A 16,698-nucleotide genomic window follows, 5' to 3' on the forward strand; every position below is an offset into this window, starting at 1 on the left:
TCGGTCGGTCAAGGGTGGCCGAAGGCCATCGCGAAGCGACGCGACCGCAGGGAGCGCCCTTGAGGGACCGGCCCGCACCGAAAGGACACTGGACTTCCGGGATCCCCCCGGAACCTCACGCAGCCAAGGACCAACCCGCAGCTCAGGCCCTGCGGGCCCCCCTCACCCCGCCGACAGCGCCAGTGTCGGTGACAGCCTTGCCGCGCGGACCGCTGGGTAGAGGCCTGCCACCGTGCCGATGGCCAGGGTGGCTGCGAAGCCGCCCGTTACCGCCCAGAGGGGGACCACCCAGGGGAGGTCGCCGGCCTGGGCGTAGATCGCCGTGGCTGCGCCGCCGAGTGCGATGCCCGCCAGGCCGCCCAGGCCCGACAGGAGCAGGGACTCCGTGACGAACTGGATGCGGATCTGGCCCTTGGTGGCGCCCAGGGAGCGGCGCAGGCCGATCTCGTGGCGGCGTTCCAGGACCGAGATGATCATCGTGTTGGCCACTCCGACCCCGCCGACCAGCAGGGCGATGCCGCCCAGGCCGAGGAGGAGGGTGCTGAAGGCGCCCTCGGTGGCGGCCTTCGCCTGGAGGGCCGCCGACGGGTCCGTGACCGCTACCGTGCTCGGGCTCTCGGGGTTGGCCGCCTTGGCGACGAGGCCCCGGACCTCCTGGACGCGGTCGTCGGCGGAGCGTTCGTAGACGGACGTCGGATGGCCGTCGAAGCCCAGGAGGCTCTGCGCGGCGTCCCAGCCGATGAGCGCCGAGCGTTCGATCTCCGGTGCGAGCGGAATGGGGTCCAGGACGCCGATGACGGTGAAGTACCGGCCGCCGATGAACACCTGTCCACCCGGCCCCGTGATGCCCAGGCGCTCGGCGGTGACGTGGCCGAGGACCACGGACGGGTAGCGGCCCGTCGCGTCGTTGAGCCAGCTTCCGCTGTGCATCCGGGCCCGCAGCGTCTTCAGGAGGTCGTCCTTCGCCGCCTTGAGGGCGATGCCGTTCGTCTCCTCCTCGGGGATGTTCTCGCTGCGGCGGACGGACTCCTTCACGTCGCCCGTCGTGCCCACCGATTCCACTCCGCCGATCCGGGCGATCATGCCCGGGGCGTCCTTCGGCAGCTTGGTGTCCTGTCCCGAGAACATCGACGGGGCGGGGGTCGCGACCAGCATGTTCGTGCCGAGCTTGTCGAGTTCCTGGAGCAGCTTGGCCTGGCTCGACGAGGAGATGCCGACGACCGCGATCATCGTCGCGATGCCGATCGCGATCCCGAGCGCCGACAGGAACACGCGCATGGGCCGCGAGCGCAGCCCCGCCGAGCCGACGTGGAACACGTCCCGGGGGCCGAGGCGCGGCGGAGACAGCTTGCGGTTGCGCGCACTGGTACGGCTACGGCTACGGGTAGTGGTACGGGTACGGGTACGGGAGGACACTACGCGTCCACCCCCAGCGCGTCCGCGCTCCACAGGTCGGCCACGATCTCGCCGTCGCGGATACGGACCTGGCGGGGCAGGCTCGCCGCGATCTCGTTGTCGTGGGTGATCACGGCGATGGTGGCCCCGTCCTGGTTGAGCTCGTGCAGCAGTTCCATCACCGACTCGCCGGACGCCGTGTCCAGGGCGCCCGTCGGCTCGTCGGCGAGCAGCAGGTCCGGTTCGCCCGCCACCGCGCGGGCGATCGCCACGCGCTGCTTCTGCCCGCCGGACAGTTCGTGGGGCCGGTGGTCCATGCGGTCGCCGAGGCCGACGCGCTCCAGGGCGCGTTCCGCCCGCCGCCCGCGTTCGGTGCGGGAGAGGCCGGAGTAGAGCAGGCCCTCGGCGACGTTGGCGCGGGCGCTGATGCCGGGGACGAGGTGGAAGGACTGGAAGACGAAGCCGACGTGCCGGGAGCGCAGCGCGGACAGGGCGCGGTCGGAGAGGCTCGCGATGTCGTGGCCGGCGATGGCGACCCGGCCGGCGGTGGGCCGGTCCAGGGTGCCGACGATGTGCAGGAGGGTGGATTTGCCGGAGCCCGAGGGGCCGACGATGCCGAGGAGCTCGCCGTTCATGACGGTGAGGTCGACTCCGCGCAGGGCCGCGACCCCGCCGGGGTACTCCTTGGTGACGCCGGTCAGTTCCACGACCGCGTGGGCGTGCTCGTTCATGACGCGGGGACTCCCACGAGCATGCCCTCCTTGAGGGCGTCCCCCTTCACCTCCACCCTGCCCTTGCCGAACATGCCGAGCTCGACCTTGACCTCGCGGACCGTGCCGTTCTCGACGACCTGGACTCCGAAGCCGCCTTCGGCGAGGGCGAGGAGCGAGTTGACCGGTACGGAGAGGACTCCCTTGCGGACCTCGCCCGTCAGGTTCACCGTGACGGGGGACTGGTCGGGGCCCGTGGCCTCGGAGGGCTTGTCGAGGGCTATCTCGACGTCGACCTTCGGCTTCTTGTCGCCGCCGCCCGGGCCGCCCCCGCCCGAGGACGGGTCGTCGCCGTTGGCGGTGGCGCCGATCGAGGTGATCTTGCCGTTGGCGGTGCCGCCGCCGGGCAGGGTGACGGTCACCGGGTCGCCGGTCTTGGCCTTGCCCGCCTTGGTCACGTCCAGTTGCAGGCGGACCATCCGCTCTGTGCCGGTCAGGGTCATGACGGGCTTGCCGGCGGCGGCCTCGTCGCCGACGGCCATGTCGTTCTTCTGGATCCGCTGGGGTCCGGAGGCGAAGGCGATGTCGTCCTTGCCGACCTCGCCCGTCTCCTTGACCTTGTGGGACTTCTGCCAGCGCTTGACGGCGGTGACCGTGCCGTCGGTGAAGGTGCCGTCGGAGGTGTCGAGGCCGGTGCCGAAGCCGAGGGCCTGGAGGTTCTGCTTGAGCTGTTTGACGTCCTCGCCCTTGTCCCCGGACTTCAGGGACCGGTACATGGGGGTGGTGCCGTACATCAGGCGCACCGGCTTGCCGTTGACCTCGTAGAGCTTGCCGTCGCGCTCCACGGAGGAGCCGGCGGCGGCCACCCAGGTCAGGGTCGCGGAGCCGGGGCCGGAGCCCGCGTCAGGTGCGCCGGAGCCCGCCCCGCCCGCGCCGGGGGCTCCGCCTGTGCCACCGGTCCCACCGATCCCACCCGTCCCACCCGCCCCCACCGCGTTGAGCTTGCGCTCCTTCGCGAAGCCGAGCGTCCCGTCGACCTTGATCCCGGAGCTCAGGTCGCCGCGGGTGACCGGCGACGTCGCGCCCGGCAGCCCGTCCGAGCGGTCCTGCTGCGAGCCGCTGCCGTCCGTCCCCGGCTGGGCCACGACCGCGTACCCGCCGCCGGTGACGGCGAGTACGACGACCAGCGAGCCCAGGACCCACTTCGTGCGCCTGCTCACTTGTCCGCGCCGCACTTGTTGAGCTGGTCCATGAACTTGTCCTTGTCGACGCCGTCGGGGATGTTCGTCGCCGACCTCGCACCCCCGTTGAACTCCGGGTCCGGCATGTCGAAGCCGTTGTCCCGCATGCACTTGGCCTGGGCGAGGGCATTGTCCTTCTCGGCCTGCGAGATCTCGCCGCCGGAGCCGGGGCCCTTCATCCCGCACTTCTCCATGGCCTTCTTCATCGCCTCCGGGTCCGCGCCCGAACCCACCGTCATCCCGCGCGGGTCCTCGCCGGGCTTCGGGTCGGGAGCGTCGACGCCGTTGTCGCGCAGGCACTTGCGCAGCTTGAGGGCGTTGTCGGCGTCCGTGCCGCCGCCCGAGCCGCCCGAGCCGCCGGACTGCGAGGAGCTGTTCTCCTTCTTGTCGGACTTCTCGTCCGAGCCGCCGGCGCCGCCCGTGCACGCGGTGACGAAGAGGGTGAGGCCGGTGAGGAGCGCGGCCGTGGTCATGGTCGTGGATCGCTTCATGGGCCCGAGACTGCGCGAAGGGCGGGTTTCGCTTCTCTAACGGCTCGTGCTTACAACGGCGAAATGTCCCCGTCCGGTAAAGAGGACGCCATGCGAGTTCTGGTGGTGGAGGACGAGGAGTTCCTACGGGAGATGATCGCCGAGGGGCTGCGCCGCGACGCGCTGGCCGTGGACGAGGCGAGCGACGGCCTGGAGGCCCTGAGCCGCCTGCGCCTGGGCGCGTACGACGTCCTGATCCTCGACCGGGACCTGCCCGGCCTGCACGGCGACGAGGTCTGCCGCCAGGTGGTGCGCGAGCGGCTGCTGACCCGCGTCCTGATGCTGACGGCCTCCGGGACCGTACGGGACCGGGTGGAGGGCCTGGGCCTCGGCGCCGACGACTACCTCACCAAGCCCTTCGCCTACGACGAGCTGCTCGCCCGCGTCCTGGCGCTCGGGCGGCGCGCCCAGCCGGCGCTGCCGCCGGTGCTGGAGCGGGCGGGGGTGGCGGTGGACGTCGCGCGGCGCACCGCCACCCGCGAGGGGCACAGGCTGTCGCTCTCCCGCAAGGAGTTCGCCGTCCTGGAGGCGCTGCTGCGCGCCGAGGGCGCGGTGCTGAGCAGCGACGACCTCATCGAGCAGGTGTGGGAGGAGGACACCTCGTACAGCACCAACGCGGTACGGGTGACCCTGAGCAAGCTGCGGGCGAAGCTGGGGGAGCCGCCCCTGATCGACACCGTTCCGGGCGCCGGATACCGGATCGGTGATCCACGATGAGAGCAGTGCTCCATTCCGAGCGCGCCCGTCTCACGGTCCTCTACGGCTCCCTGCTGCTCCTCGCGGGCGGCGGCCTCATCACCCTGATCAACATCCTGCTGCGCAACGGCCTCTACGGGCGCATCAGCGGGGCCGTCACCACCACCACCTTCGTCCCGGCCACGAAGGGCACCCCGCCCCCCGCGGTCCCCGGCCAGCGCGTGCCGGTCCCCGCCGAGCAGCTCGACCCCGGAGCCACCCCCACCCCCGAACAGCTCGAACAGTGGCGGGCCACCCGCAAGCTGACCAACGCCGTCGAGCAGGCCACCCTCCACGAGCTGCTGATCGTCTCCCTCATCGCCCTCGCCGTCTTCGCCGTCCTGTCCATGTGGCTCGCCTGGTGGATGGCCGGCCGCGTCCTGCGCCCCCTCGGCGTGATCACCGAGACGGCCCGCCGCCTGTCCGGCGCCAACCTCCACGAGCGGATCGGCCTCAAGGCCCCGCCCGGCGAACTCAAGCAGCTCGCGGACACCTTCGACGGGATGCTCGACCGGATGGAGGACCTGGTCGGGGCGCAGCGCCGGTTCGCCGCGAACGCCGCCCACGAGCTGCGCACCCCCCTGGCCGTCCAGCGGGCGGCCGCGGAGATCGGGCTGGCGGGGGAGCCGACGCCGCAGAAGGTGGCGCGGATCCGCTCGAAGCTCATCGAGGTGGCGGATTCCAGTCAGCACCTCGTGGAGTCGCTGCTCCTGCTCGCGGTCTCGGAGGAGGGCCTGGACACGTCGGAGCCGGTGGACCTGTCGGGGATCGCGGAGGCGGAGCTGGCGGCCGTCGAGCCGACGGTCCCTCAGGACCTCCTCGTCGTACGGGACCTCGCGCCGCTGACCGTCGCGGGCGACCGGACCCTGCTCGGGCACCTCGTACGGAATCTGCTGGCCAATGCCGTACGTCACAACCGGGCGGGCGGCCGCCTGGAGGTGACGGTCTCCCGGGAGGGGGTGCTGACGGTCTCCAACACCGGTCCGGTGATCGATCCGCGGGACGTACCGCGGCTGCTGGAGCCCTTCCGGCGGCGGGCGGAGCGGCAGCACACGGCGGGCGAGGGCGCCGGGTTGGGGCTCTCGATCGTGGCGTCGATCGCGCGGGCGCACGGCGCGGAACTGACGGCCCGGGCCAACCCGGCGCCGGGCGGCGGGCTGATGGTCCGGGTCTGGTTCCCGGCCGGGCCGCCGGCCGCGCGACGCGCCGGGGAAACGCCGGGCGCTTGACCGGTCAACAAAAATGAAGATCGGCTGTGTACGGTCGGGTCAATGAGCAAGCACGCCCGAGCCGGCTCCCGCGCGATCCGTCCGTCCCGCACACCCGGTGCGACCGGCCAGACGAGCCCGACCAGCCCCACCGGCCCGACCAGCCCCACCGGCCCGACGAGCCCGGCCAGTCCGACGCGCCCGGCCCGCCAGAGCCGCCCGACCCGGCGCGCCCGGGCCGGCGGTGCGCGGCGCGCCGACCGGGCCCGGGGGCCGCGCGGCTCGCGCCCGCTGGCCTTCGCGGCGGCCCTGGGTCTGCTCGGCTTCGGCGCGGCCTGGGCGTACCTGGCGTACGAGCCGCCGGCCAACGCCGCCGCCCCGACGGCCGCCGATGCCCGGCCGCCGGCCGGGGAGCGGGCCGCGCGGGCGGCCGAACGCGACCCCTTCCAGGGCCTGCCCGAGGTCAGCGAGCGGACCCGGGCGAAGATCCCCGCGGACGCCCGCCAGCTGATCCTGGTCACCGGGAAGGCGAAGGACTCCTCGGAGTCCACCGCGGCCCTGTACACCCGCCCGGCGGCCGGCGCCGACTGGCTGAAGAGCGACACCTGGCCCGCGCGCAACGGAGCCAAGGGCTGGTCCACGGAACGTACGTACGGGGACCTGACCTCCCCCGAGGGCGTGTTCGCGCTGACCGACGCGGGCGGGCTGCTGGCGAAGCCGGAGGGCACGAAGTTCCCGTACGACCAGGACACCGGCTTCGTGGCGGGGGGCCGCGGGGTCAACGGGGAGTCGCTGCGCGGCTCCTTCGACTATGTCGTCGCCATCGACTTCAACCGCAAGGTGGGGGTGAGTCCGCTCGACCCGACGAAGCCCGAGGGCGAGGAGAAGGGCGGCAACATCTGGCTCCACGTGGACCACGACGGCCCGTCGCAGGGCTGCGTGGGCATCCCGAAGGCCGCCATGCAGAAGGTCCTGTCGACCCTCGACCCGGCGGCGAAGCCGGTCATCGTGATGGGGCCGAAGGGCTTCTGACGGGCCCGCCCGCGCCGGACCCGGCACCAGCGCCAGACCCAGCGCCGGCGCCAGCCCCGGCCCCCGCCGCATCCCCCGCCCCATCCCCCGCCGCCGACGCCGGATCGCGCGCCAGCAGCGCGATGTACGCCAGGTCGAAGACGGCGCAGAGCACCCCCAGCCCCAGGATGAACGGGGCGTCCTCGATGACACCGAAGAGGATGGTGGGCGCGAGCGTGCCGAGCCACTTGGCGACCGCGATGACCAGGGACTGTCCGAGCCGGCCGCGCCGGCTCGCGTAGAAGGCGACGAACAGCCCGGACATCAGCAGGTTCTGCAGGAACGCCGAGTAGCGGCTCGCGTCGTGGTGGCCGAAGTGGGCGAGGAAGAGCCACTGCACGGCGAAGGCGCTCGCGAACAGCAGAGCCGTCCAGACGGCGAACAGCGGCCGGGTCACGAAGCCGGGCAACTCGGCCCGCCCGTAGCGCAGATACGTGTACACGATGACGATGTCGGCGAGGGCCCACACCACGTTGACGACACCCTGGGCGGAGACTCCCACGCTGAACTCGCGTACCGCGTAGGTCGATTCCCACGCGAAGTTCAGCGCGAGCGCGGCGACGGGCATCGCGTACGTCCGGTCCCGCAGCCCGACCCGGATGGCCTCGACGTACACGGTGGTCCACGCCACCCCGCTGACCAGCGTCAGAAATAGATCCACGCGCGGCACCCTAGCGGGGCGGCCCGGATTCGGACATCCCCGCGGCCCGCGGGGGCCGGCGGCCGGCCGCCCGGCGGGGCCGGGGTCGCCCGGCCGGTGCCCCCGCCGTGCAAGACGGCTTCCGGGGGCACCGGGCACGGCCGACCCCTTGCCTGACGACCCGTCAGCTACGACGATGGCCCCCGCACCGGTATGACGAATCGGCAGTCGAGGACGAGGCGGGTACGGCCCATGGCGCGCGTGTTTCCTGAAGGTCGGCTGGTCTACGGGATGCAGCTCCCGATCCAGTCGCAGAGCACCATCTACGCAGAACCCTGGGAGGCGACGGCCGGCGCGGCCGATCTCGCCGCGGTCGCGCGGGCGGCCGACCGGGCCGGCTTCGGCTACGTCGCCACCTGCGACCACGTCGCCATCCCGCGGCACATGGCCGGCCCCATGAGCACCATCTGGTACGACCCGATCGCCACCCTCTCCTTCCTGGCCGGGATCACCGAGAACGTGCGGCTGCTCAGCCACGTCGCGATCCTGGGCCTGCGCCACCCGCTGCTCAGCGCCAAGCAGTACGCCACCGTGGACCACCTCTCCGGCGGCCGGCTGATCCTCGGCGTCGGCGCCGGGCACGTGAAGGAGGAGTTCGAGGTGCTCGGCGTGGACTTCGCGCGCCGCGGGGCCGTCCTCGACGAGACCCTCGACGCGCTGCGCGCCGCGCTCGGCCCCGAGGAGTACCCGGAGTTCGAGGGCGAGCTGTTCTCCTTCAAGGACCTCGGGCAGCTGCCCCGGCCCGTCCAGTCCCGGATCCCCGTCTGGGTGGGCGGCTCCTCGCCGGCCGCCGTCCGCCGGGCCGCCGTGCGCGGCGACGGCTGGCTCCCGCAGGGCGACCCGCTCGACAAGCTCCCCGCGCAGATCGCCCGGATCAGGGAGCTGCGCGCCGAGGCCGGGGTCACGGGGCCCGTGGAGTTCGGTGCGATCACCGCCCCGCTGTACGTCGGCGAGCCCGGCTGGGAGACCGGCCGGCGCACCCTCACCGGCAAGGCGGAGGCGCTCGCCGAGTCGCTGCGCGCGTACAAGGCGATCGGCATCGACCAGATCCAGGTCCGCTTCCGCAACCGCGACCGGGCCGAACTCATCGACCAGATCACGGCTTTCGGGTCCGAAGTGGGCCCGCTCCTCAACGACTAGCGACCTAGGGGTACGGCATGGGCAAGTTGGACGGACGCGTCGTCATCATCACCGGTGCCGCACGCGGCCAGGGCGAGCAGGAGGCCCGGCTCTTCGCGGCGGAGGGCGCCAAGGTGCTCCTGGGCGACGTGCTGGACGAGCAGGGTGCGGCGGTCGCCAAGGAGATCGGCGAGGACCGGGCCCGGTACGTACGGCTGGACGTGAGCCGGGAAGAGGACTGGGCGGCCGCCGTCGCGGCGGCCAAGGAGGCCTTCGGCGAGGTCAACGGCCTGGTCAACAACGCGGGCATCCTGCGCTTCAACGAGCTGACCGCGACCCCGCTGGAGGAGTTCCAGCAGGTGGTGCAGGTCAACCAGGTCGGCGCCTTCCTCGGCATCAAGTCGGTGGCCCCGGAGATCGAGGCGGCCGGCGGCGGCACGATCGTGAACACCTCCTCGTACACCGGCCTGACGGGCATGGCGTACGTGGGCACGTACGCGGCGACGAAGGCGGCGATCCTCGGCCTGACCCGGGTGGCCGCGCTGGAGCTGGCGGCGAAGAACATCCGGGTCAACGCGATGTGCCCGGGGGCCGTGGACACCGCGATGGCCACGCCCGGGAACACGAACCCGGCGGACCTGCCGCAGGAGGCCCGGGACGCCATGGCGGAGCTCTACAAGCGCGTGGTGCCGATGGGCCGGGTGGGTCAGCCGGAGGAGATAGCCAAGCTGGCGCTGTTCCTGACCAGCGAGGACTCCTCGTACATCACCGGCCAGCCGTTCGTGATCGACGGCGGCTGGATGGCGGGCGTCAGCATCGCCTAGCGGCCCGGCCGCGCCCCCCCCGACCGTATCTGATGGAGCGTCAGGTATTGACGCTCCCGCCCCCGCGATGGAACAGTCGTGACATCGAATCTGACGCAACGTCAGAAACAGAAGGACGGTGAATCCCCTTGGAATTCGGGCTCTTTGTGCAGGGATACGTGCCTGAGGCACGGTCCAAGGTCGACCCCGAGGCAGAGCACAAGGCGCTGATCGAGGAGACCGAATACGTCATCCAGGCGGACAAGTCCGGGTTCAAGTACGCCTGGGCCTCCGAGCACCACTTCCTGGAGGAGTACTCGCACCTTTCGGCGAACGAGGTGTTCCTCGGGTACCTCGCTCACGCCACCGAGCGCATCCACCTCGGCTCGGGCATCTTCAACCCCCTCGCCCCGGTCAACCACCCCGTCAAGGTGGCCGAGAAGGTCGCCATGCTCGACCACCTCTCCAAGGGGCGCTTCGAGTTCGGCACCGGCCGCGGCGCCGGCAGCCACGAGATCCTCGGCTTCCTCCCCGGCATCGAGAACATGGACGGGACCAAGGAGATCTGGGAGGAGACCATCGCGGAGTTCCCCAAGATGTTCCTCCAGGAGGAGTACGAGGGGTTCCAGGGCAAGCACTGGTCGCTCCCGCCGCGCAAGATCTTCCCCAAGCCGTACGGCAAGGGCCACCCGGCCATGTGGTACGCCGCCGGCTCCCCGGCCTCGTACGCCATGGCGGCCAAGAAGGGCCTCGGAGTCCTCGGCTTCAGCGTCCAGAAGGTCTCCGACATGGCCTGGGTCCTCGACCAGTACAAGACCGCGATCCAGGAGGCGAAGGCCATCGGCGCCTTCGTCAACGACAACGTCATGGTCACCTCGACCGCGATCTGCGCCGAGACCCACGACAAGGCCGTCGAGATCGCCGTCAACGCCAACATGAACCGCTTCCAGTCGCTGGTCTTCCGCTACCACGACACCTTCCCGCGCCCCGAGATCATCCCCGAGTGGCCCGAGATCCTCCCCGAGTACAACGCGGAGATCGTCGAGCTCCTCATCGAGGAGGAGCTGCTCATCTGCGGCGACCCCTCCGAGGTCCGCGCCCAGTGCAAGCGCTGGGAGGAGGCCGGCGCCGACCAGCTCTCCTTCGGCCTGCCGACCGGCGTCTCGCCCGAGGACACGATGACCACCATCAAGCTCATCGGCGAGCACGTCATCCCGCACATCGACACCGACCCGGTGCACCGCACCACGCGCTTCCGCCAGGCCGTCTGACCCGGCGGGGGAAACGGGGGCGGCGTCTTCCCGGACCGCCGCCCCGCAACCGGCCCCGGCCGGAGGTCCATCCGTGGCCGCGGCCGGCCCCAGGACCCCCGACCGGGGCTCGCGGCGGTCCCCGTGCGGCGCCGCTGCCGGGGACCGGCCCCCGGGGGTCCGGGGCGGGGCCCCGGGAGACGGCGCGCAACGCGAACACCGGCAGAGAGGACGTCATGCTCGACCACCTGATCAAGGGCGCCACCGTCGTGGACGGGACGGGCGCCCCGGCTCGCGTAGCCGACGTAGGGATACGCGACGGCCGCATCGCCGTCATCGCCGAGCCCGGCACCGTGACCGAAGAGGCCACCACCACCGAGGACGCCACCGGCCTCGTCCTCACCCCCGGGTTCATCGACCCCCACACGCACTACGACGCGCAGCTCTTCTGGGACCCCTACGCGACCCCCTCCATGAACCACGGAGTGACCACCGTCGCGGGCGGCAACTGCGGATTCACCCTGGCCCCCCTCAACCCGGCCCGCCCCGAGGACGCCGACTACACCCGCCGCATGATGAGCAAGGTCGAGGGCATGGCGCTCAAGGCCCTCGAAGAGGGCGTCGACTGGACCTGGTCCACCTTCGGCGAGTACCTCGACGCCCTCGACGGCCGCATCGCCGTCAACGCCGGCTTCATGGTCGGCCACTGCGCGCTGCGCCGGCACGTCATGGGCGAGGACGCCGTCGGCGGTCAGCCGAGCGACGCGCAGATGCAGGCGATGCTCGACCTGTTCCACGACGCCATGAACGCCGGCGCCTGGGGCCTGTCGACCACCCAGTCCTCCACCCACTCCGACGGCTCCGGCGCCCCCGTCGCCTCCCGGCACGCCAAGCCCGAGGAGCTCCTCGCGCTCTCCCGGGCGGTCGCCGAGCACGAGGGCACCCAGCTCGAAGCCATCGTCGCGGGCTGCCTCGACCAGTTCGCCGACGAGGAGATCGACCTCTTCGTCGAGATGAGCGCGGCCGCCGGACGGCCCCTGAACTGGAACGTGCTCACCATCGACGCCTCCGTCCCCGAGCGCGTGCCGCGCCAGCTGATCCCCAGCGAGCGCGCCCGCAAGGCCGGCGGCCGCATCGTCGCGCTGACGATGCCGATCCTGACCCCCATGAACATGTCGCTCGGCACCTTCTGCGCCCTCAACCTCATCCCCGGCTGGGGCGAGATCCTGGGCCTGCCCGTCCCCGAGCGCATCGCGAAGCTGCGCGACGCCGACGTGCGCGCCGAGATGCTGGTCCGCGCGGCCAGCAAGGAGGCCGGGGTCTTCCGGCGCCTGGCGAACTTCGGCCGCTACGTCATCGGCGACACCTACAGCGAGGCCAACGAGGGCCTGTCCGGCCGCGTCGTCAACGACATCGCGGCGGAGCGCGGCCAGGACGCCTTCCAGTGCCTGGTGGAGATCTGCGCCAACGACGACCTGCGTACGGTGCTGTGGCCCATGCCCACCGACAACGACCCGGCGAGCTGGGCGCTGCGCGCCGAGACCTGGCAGCACGAGGACGTCATGCTCGGCGGCTCCGACGCCGGCGCCCACCTGGACCGCATGTGCGGAGCCCCGTACACGACCCGGTTCCTCGGCGACTGCCTGCGCGGCCGCAAGCTGGTGCCGCTGGAGCAGGCGGTACGGATGCTCACCGACGACCCGGCCCAGCTGTTCGGGCTGCGCGAGCGCGGCCGGATCACCGAGGGCTACCACGCGGACCTGGTGCTCTTCGACCCGGAGCGGATCGAGGCGGGACCCGCGACGCTCGTGCACGACCTGCCCGGGGACAGCCCGCGGCTGGACGCGCGGGCGATCGGCATGGTGTCCGTACGCGTCAACGGCGTGGAGACCATCCGCGACGACGAGGTCACGGGGGCGATCCCCGGGATCGTGCTCCGTTCGGGCCGGGACACCAGGACGGTGAGCACGCGATGACCGCATCCGACACCCCCCAGAAGCACGCGCCTCAGAGGCTCTACATCGGCGGCGAGTGGGTCGAGCCGGCCGGCGGGCACTACGAGGTGGTCAACCCGGCCGACGAATCCGTCGTCGGTCTGGCCCCCGAGGCCTCGCGCGGCCAGGTCGAGGACGCGGCGCGCGCCGCGGCCGCCGCCTTCGAGGGCTGGTCCCGGACGCGGCCGGAGGAGCGGGCCGCGATCCTGGACCGGGCCGCGGACATCATCCAGCGCGAGTACGAGCCCTGGTCGGCGCTGGCCCAGGCCGAGACGGGCGCCCCCACCGGGATCGCGCGCGGCATGCAGGTCGGGGTGGGCGTGGCCCGCTTCCGCCGGTACGCGAAGGGCGCGCTGGAACCGGTCGAGCGAGGGCTGCCGCCCCAGGTCACCGACGCGGGCCCGATGGGGGCGGCGAGCATCCTCGGCGCGCTGGAGGTCCGCCAGCCGGTCGGCGTCGTCACCTGCATCACCTCGTACAACAACCCGTGGGCGAACCCGGCGGGCAAGGTGGCCCCGGCGCTGGCCATGGGCAACACCGTGGTGGTCAAGCCGGCGCCGCAGGACCCGCTGTCGGTGTTCCGGATGGCGCAGGCCCTGCACGAGGCCGGGGTCCCGGCGGGCGTGGTGAACGTGGTCTCCGGCACCTCGGTGGAGGTCGGCGAGGCGGCCGTGGACTCGCCGGACGTGGACATGGTGTCCTTCACCGGCTCCACGGGCGTGGGGCAGCGCATCGCGGAGGTCTGCGGCCGCACGATGAAGCGGCAGCTGATGGAGCTCGGCGGCAAGGGCGCGGCGATCGTGCTCGCGGACGCCGACCTGGACGCGGCGGTGATGGGCATCGGCACCACCTTCTCCTTCTACTCCGGGCAGATCTGCACGGCTCCGACCCGGGTCATCGCGCACCGCTCGGTGTACGAGCAGCTCGTGGAGAAGCTCCAGGGCTACCTGGCCTTCATGAAGGTCGGGGACCCGGCGGTGCGCGGCACCGTGGTGGGCCCGGTCATCTCGGCGGCGCACCGGGACCGCGTGGAGTCGTACATCGAGCTGGGGAAGAAGGAGGGCGCGCGGATCGCCTTCGGCGGCGAGCGCCCGGTGGTCGGTGAAGGCGCTGCCTCGGGCAAGGGCTTCTACGTGGCCCCGACCCTCCTCGTCGACTGCACGAACGACATGCGGGTGGTCCGGGAGGAGATCTTCGGTCCGGTGGTCGTGGTCGTCCCCTTCGACGGGGAGGAGGACGAGGCGGTGGCGCTGGCCAACGACAGCGACTTCGGCCTGATCAGCTACGTGTGGTCCGCGGACGCGGCGCGCGCCTTCCGGGTGGCGCGGCGGCTGCGGGCGGGCGGGGTCGGCGTGAACACGATCGGGCGGAACATGGAGGCGCCGTTCGGCGGCTTCAAGCGGTCCGGGGTGGGCCGGGACGTGGGTTCGTACGCACTGCACGCCTACAGCGAGATGCAGTCGATCGTCTGGGCCTGACCGAGCACGCCCGCACCAGGAATGTCTGCGCTTGACCAAATATTGACTCGGAAAGTTTGAAACCGGTCAAAACGGACAGTGCTGCGGTTTCCGCATCGCGAAATAAAAGGTCCAGGCTTGCCGAAACGATGATCGGCGGGCCTGTGAACCTTGTATTACATCCTCATGAAGAGTCTCGACCTCAAGATTCCAAGGGCTTTGGCCGTGTGGGAATCCGGACGTAAGTCCTCCAGATGTGGAAAACGCAGCGTCTAACGTCCTGAGGTATGACACAGCTGGACGTTCGGCCCCGGGCCGGAGACACGGTAAACGGAGCCACCCCCCGGGGTGGCTCCGACGGTGACGTACGGGGCAAGGGCCTCGGCAAGGGCTCCGTCGGCCTCGTGGGAAGCGCCGTCATCGGCATCTCCACCGTCGCCCCGGTCTACTGCCTGACCTCCACCCTCGGCTCCACCGCCGGTGAGGTCGGCGTCCAGATGCCGGCCGTCTTCCTGGCCGGCTTCCTCCCGATGCTGCTGGTCGCCTTCGCGTACCGCGAGCTCAACAAGGCCATGCCGGACTGCGGCACCTCCTTCACCTGGACCGTCAAGGCCTTCGGCCCGCGGATCGGCTGGATGTGCGGCTGGGGCCTGGTGATCGCCACGATCATCGTGCTGTCCAACCTGGCCGGCGTCGCCACCTCCTACTTCTGGCTGCTGGCCGGCGAGATCACGAACAACCCGTCGATCTCCGCCCTGGACGACAACAAGCTCGTCCACATCGCCACCTGCCTCACCCTCATCGCCGCCGCGACCGCCATCAGCTACCGCGGCATGACCGCCACCAAGGGCGTCCAGTACGCCCTGGTCGGCCTCCAGCTCGCCGTCCTCGCCATCTTCGTGGCGATGGCCTTCCAGAAGGCCTCCGCGGGCAGCTTCGACACCGGCCTGGACTTCTCCTGGCAGTGGATGAACCCCTTCGCGGTCGAGTCCATGGCGGCCTTCACCGCCGGACTCTCGCTCTCGATCTTCATGTACTGGGGCTGGGACGCCTGCCTGGCCACCAACGAGGAGACCACCGGCTCCGCGAAGACCCCCGGCCGCGCCTCGCTCATCGCGATGGTCGTCCTCGTCGGCTCCTACCTGGCCACGGGCATCGCCGCCCAGATGGCCGTCGGCTCCGGCACCGCCGGCCTCGGCCTCGGCAACCCCGAGACCTCCGACAACGTCTTCGCCGCCCTCGCCGGCCCCGTCATGGGCCCGATGCTCGGCATCCTGCTCTTCGTCGCCGTCCTGGCCTCCGCGACGGCCTCCCTGCAGACCACCTTCATCCCGGTGGCCCGCACGGTCCTGGCCATGTCCACGTACGAGGCGCTGCCGCCCTCCTACGCCAAGGTCCACCCGAAGTTCAAGACCCCCGGCCGCGCCACGATCATGGCGGGCGTCGCGACCGGCGTCTTCTACACCGTGATGACCCTGATCAGCGAGAACGTCCTCACCGACACGATCTTCGCGCTCGGCCTGATGATCTGCTTCTACTACTCGCTGACGGCCTTCGCCTGCGCCTGGTACTTCCGCGGCGACCTGCGCAAGTCCACCCGCGACCTCTTCTTCAAGGGCGTCTTCCCGGTCCTGGGCGGCCTGCTCCTCGCCACGGTCTTCTTCAAGACCCTGATCGACATGTGGAACCCGTCCTACGGCTCCGGCTCCACGGTCCTCGGCGTCGGCAGCGTCTTCATCATCGGCGTCGGCCTGCTGGCTCTCGGCCTGGTCGTCATGTTCGTCACCGAACGCCGCAGCCCGGCCTTCTTCCGCGGCCAGATCCTGACGAAGTCCACCCCGTCCCTGGTGGTCCAGGACTGACCCCGGGGCCCCGCGCCCCCACCCCTCCCGCTGTGTCATGCACGCCCGCGGCCCCGGATCGATCCTCCGATCCGGGGCCGCGGGCGTTCGCCGGTCGGCGCAGTGGGTGGGGCCCCGGCGGTGACCCGGGGGTGCGCGGGGTCGTTGGGCCGGGCATGAACGCCATCAAGCGCAGCCTCACCGCCCTCGTCCTGACCGGAGGAGCGGCCCTCGCCCTCAGCCCCGCCGTCGCGCACGCCGCCGACGAGCCCGCCATCCAGGGGCCCCCGATCACTCAGCGCGTCGGCGAGATCGTCGACCACCCCGGCGGCGCCGTCAAGGACGCGAAGACGGCCGTGGAGATCACCGCCTCGGCCGCCGGATCCGCCTCGAAGGCGACCGACGCCTCCCTCGGCGGAGCCGGGACCGCGCTGTCCAACGGGCTGCCGAAGCCGCCGAAGGTGAAGAACGGCTGAGCCCGGGCAGGGGTCAGGACCCGCCCGCGTACGGGCCGCAGGGGCCCGGCGGGACCCCCGGCCGCCCGGCCGCCGTGGCCGCCCCGCGTGCCGCCGGGCCGCGTACGGGGGCTTCGTGGCCGTCCCCCACCACGGGCCGCAGCCGCGCCCCCGCCCGGGGCGGCCGGC

The 16,698-nt window shown here is 71.8% G+C and carries 15 protein-coding genes; 10 read left to right on the forward strand and 5 right to left on the reverse strand.

Annotation, left to right across the window (positions count from 1 at the left end; genetic code table 11):
• Positions 1–162: 162 nt before the first annotated feature.
• The 4 genes from ACWCP2_RS36900 to ACWCP2_RS36915 all read right to left on the reverse strand — a co-directional run bounded on the left by ACWCP2_RS36900 (position 163) and on the right by ACWCP2_RS36915 (position 3,837).
• Positions 163–1,278, reverse strand: coding sequence for an ABC transporter permease (locus ACWCP2_RS36900; protein ID WP_450912908.1), 1,116 nt, complete (start codon positions 1,276–1,278; stop codon positions 163–165).
• Between the two features lie 137 nt (positions 1,279–1,415).
• Complete coding sequence (locus tag ACWCP2_RS36905) at positions 1,416–2,126, reverse strand: ABC transporter ATP-binding protein (RefSeq protein WP_450912909.1); 711 nt, start codon at positions 2,124–2,126, stop codon at positions 1,416–1,418.
• Entirely contained in the window at positions 2,123–3,325 is a 1,203-nt protein-coding gene (locus tag ACWCP2_RS36910) for a peptidoglycan-binding protein (protein ID WP_450912910.1), read from the reverse strand. Before ACWCP2_RS36910 ends, ACWCP2_RS36905 begins: the two co-directional genes overlap by 4 nt.
• Positions 3,322–3,837 carry a hypothetical protein gene (locus tag ACWCP2_RS36915; RefSeq protein ID WP_450912911.1) on the reverse strand — a complete coding sequence of 172 codons (516 nt, stop codon included), beginning with the start codon at positions 3,835–3,837 and terminating at the stop codon, positions 3,322–3,324. The genes ACWCP2_RS36910 and ACWCP2_RS36915 overlap by 4 nt, the downstream gene beginning before the upstream one ends.
• A 90-nt stretch (positions 3,838–3,927) precedes the next feature.
• Here ACWCP2_RS36915 and ACWCP2_RS36920 point away from each other — a divergent pair, with 90 nt between their 5' ends.
• Genes ACWCP2_RS36920 through ACWCP2_RS36930 form a run of 3 tightly spaced genes read left to right on the forward strand, consistent with a single transcriptional unit; the run spans position 3,928 to position 6,851 of the window.
• The gene (locus ACWCP2_RS36920) at positions 3,928–4,593 is read left to right on the forward strand and encodes a response regulator transcription factor (RefSeq protein ID WP_450912912.1); all 666 of its coding nucleotides are present in this window, start codon (positions 3,928–3,930) and stop codon (positions 4,591–4,593) included.
• A complete protein-coding gene (locus ACWCP2_RS36925) occupies positions 4,590–5,840 on the forward strand; it encodes a sensor histidine kinase (RefSeq protein ID WP_450912913.1) in 1,251 nt (416 codons plus the stop codon). Before ACWCP2_RS36920 ends, ACWCP2_RS36925 begins: the two co-directional genes overlap by 4 nt.
• A gap of 42 nt (positions 5,841–5,882) precedes the next feature.
• Positions 5,883–6,851: a L,D-transpeptidase family protein gene (locus ACWCP2_RS36930; RefSeq protein ID WP_450912914.1), complete on the forward strand. Its 969-nt coding sequence runs from the start codon at positions 5,883–5,885 to the stop codon at positions 6,849–6,851.
• Here ACWCP2_RS36930 and ACWCP2_RS36935 read toward each other — a convergent pair.
• Entirely contained in the window at positions 6,823–7,551 is a 729-nt protein-coding gene (locus tag ACWCP2_RS36935) for a transmembrane-type terpene cyclase (RefSeq protein ID WP_450912915.1), read from the reverse strand. The genes ACWCP2_RS36930 and ACWCP2_RS36935 overlap by 29 nt on opposite strands.
• Before the next feature lie 231 nt (positions 7,552–7,782).
• Between ACWCP2_RS36935 and ACWCP2_RS36940 the strand changes: the two genes are divergently transcribed.
• The 7 genes from ACWCP2_RS36940 (at position 7,783) to ACWCP2_RS36970 (ending at position 16,530) form a co-directional block, all read left to right on the forward strand.
• The gene (locus ACWCP2_RS36940; RefSeq protein ID WP_450912916.1) at positions 7,783–8,730 is read left to right on the forward strand and encodes an LLM class F420-dependent oxidoreductase; all 948 of its coding nucleotides are present in this window, start codon (positions 7,783–7,785) and stop codon (positions 8,728–8,730) included.
• Between the two features lie 17 nt (positions 8,731–8,747).
• Positions 8,748–9,533, forward strand: coding sequence for an SDR family NAD(P)-dependent oxidoreductase (locus tag ACWCP2_RS36945; RefSeq protein ID WP_450912917.1), 786 nt, complete (start codon positions 8,748–8,750; stop codon positions 9,531–9,533).
• A 128-nt stretch (positions 9,534–9,661) separates the two neighbouring features.
• Positions 9,662–10,783: an LLM class flavin-dependent oxidoreductase gene (locus ACWCP2_RS36950; RefSeq protein WP_450912918.1), complete on the forward strand. Its 1,122-nt coding sequence runs from the start codon at positions 9,662–9,664 to the stop codon at positions 10,781–10,783.
• Positions 10,784–10,998: 215 nt separating this feature from the next.
• Entirely contained in the window at positions 10,999–12,738 is a 1,740-nt protein-coding gene (locus tag ACWCP2_RS36955; RefSeq protein WP_450912919.1) for an N-acyl-D-amino-acid deacylase family protein, read from the forward strand.
• Positions 12,735–14,234: an aldehyde dehydrogenase family protein gene (locus ACWCP2_RS36960; protein ID WP_450912920.1), complete on the forward strand. Its 1,500-nt coding sequence runs from the start codon at positions 12,735–12,737 to the stop codon at positions 14,232–14,234. Before ACWCP2_RS36955 ends, ACWCP2_RS36960 begins: the two co-directional genes overlap by 4 nt.
• Before the next feature lie 266 nt (positions 14,235–14,500).
• A complete protein-coding gene (locus tag ACWCP2_RS36965) occupies positions 14,501–16,075 on the forward strand; it encodes an APC family permease (protein ID WP_450912921.1) in 1,575 nt (524 codons plus the stop codon).
• A 155-nt stretch (positions 16,076–16,230) separates the two neighbouring features.
• Positions 16,231–16,530, forward strand: coding sequence for a hypothetical protein (locus ACWCP2_RS36970; protein WP_450912922.1), 300 nt, complete (start codon positions 16,231–16,233; stop codon positions 16,528–16,530).
• Positions 16,531–16,698 lie beyond the last annotated feature (168 nt).

This window comes from Streptomyces sp. NPDC002104, from assembly GCF_053593795.1.

Excerpts from the sequence above, each read along its gene's own strand:
- ACWCP2_RS36965 (WP_450912921.1), top strand. The coding sequence starts at position 14,501 with ATGACACAGCTGGACGTTCGGCCCCGGGCCGGAGACACGGTAAACGGA.
- ACWCP2_RS36920 (WP_450912912.1), top strand. The coding sequence starts at position 3,928 with ATGCGAGTTCTGGTGGTGGAGGACGAGGAGTTCCTACGGGAGATGATC.
- ACWCP2_RS36905 (WP_450912909.1), bottom strand. The coding sequence starts at position 2,126 with ATGAACGAGCACGCCCACGCGGTCGTGGAACTGACCGGCGTCACCAAG.
- ACWCP2_RS36915 (WP_450912911.1), bottom strand. The coding sequence starts at position 3,837 with ATGAAGCGATCCACGACCATGACCACGGCCGCGCTCCTCACCGGCCTC.
- ACWCP2_RS36925 (WP_450912913.1), top strand. The coding sequence starts at position 4,590 with ATGAGAGCAGTGCTCCATTCCGAGCGCGCCCGTCTCACGGTCCTCTAC.
- ACWCP2_RS36940 (WP_450912916.1), top strand. The coding sequence starts at position 7,783 with ATGGCGCGCGTGTTTCCTGAAGGTCGGCTGGTCTACGGGATGCAGCTC.
- ACWCP2_RS36960 (WP_450912920.1), top strand. The coding sequence starts at position 12,735 with ATGACCGCATCCGACACCCCCCAGAAGCACGCGCCTCAGAGGCTCTAC.
- ACWCP2_RS36945 (WP_450912917.1), top strand. The coding sequence starts at position 8,748 with ATGGGCAAGTTGGACGGACGCGTCGTCATCATCACCGGTGCCGCACGC.
- ACWCP2_RS36970 (WP_450912922.1), top strand. The coding sequence starts at position 16,231 with ATGAACGCCATCAAGCGCAGCCTCACCGCCCTCGTCCTGACCGGAGGA.
- ACWCP2_RS36900 (WP_450912908.1), bottom strand. The coding sequence starts at position 1,278 with ATGCGCGTGTTCCTGTCGGCGCTCGGGATCGCGATCGGCATCGCGACG.
- ACWCP2_RS36955 (WP_450912919.1), top strand. The coding sequence starts at position 10,999 with ATGCTCGACCACCTGATCAAGGGCGCCACCGTCGTGGACGGGACGGGC.
- ACWCP2_RS36930 (WP_450912914.1), top strand. The coding sequence starts at position 5,883 with ATGAGCAAGCACGCCCGAGCCGGCTCCCGCGCGATCCGTCCGTCCCGC.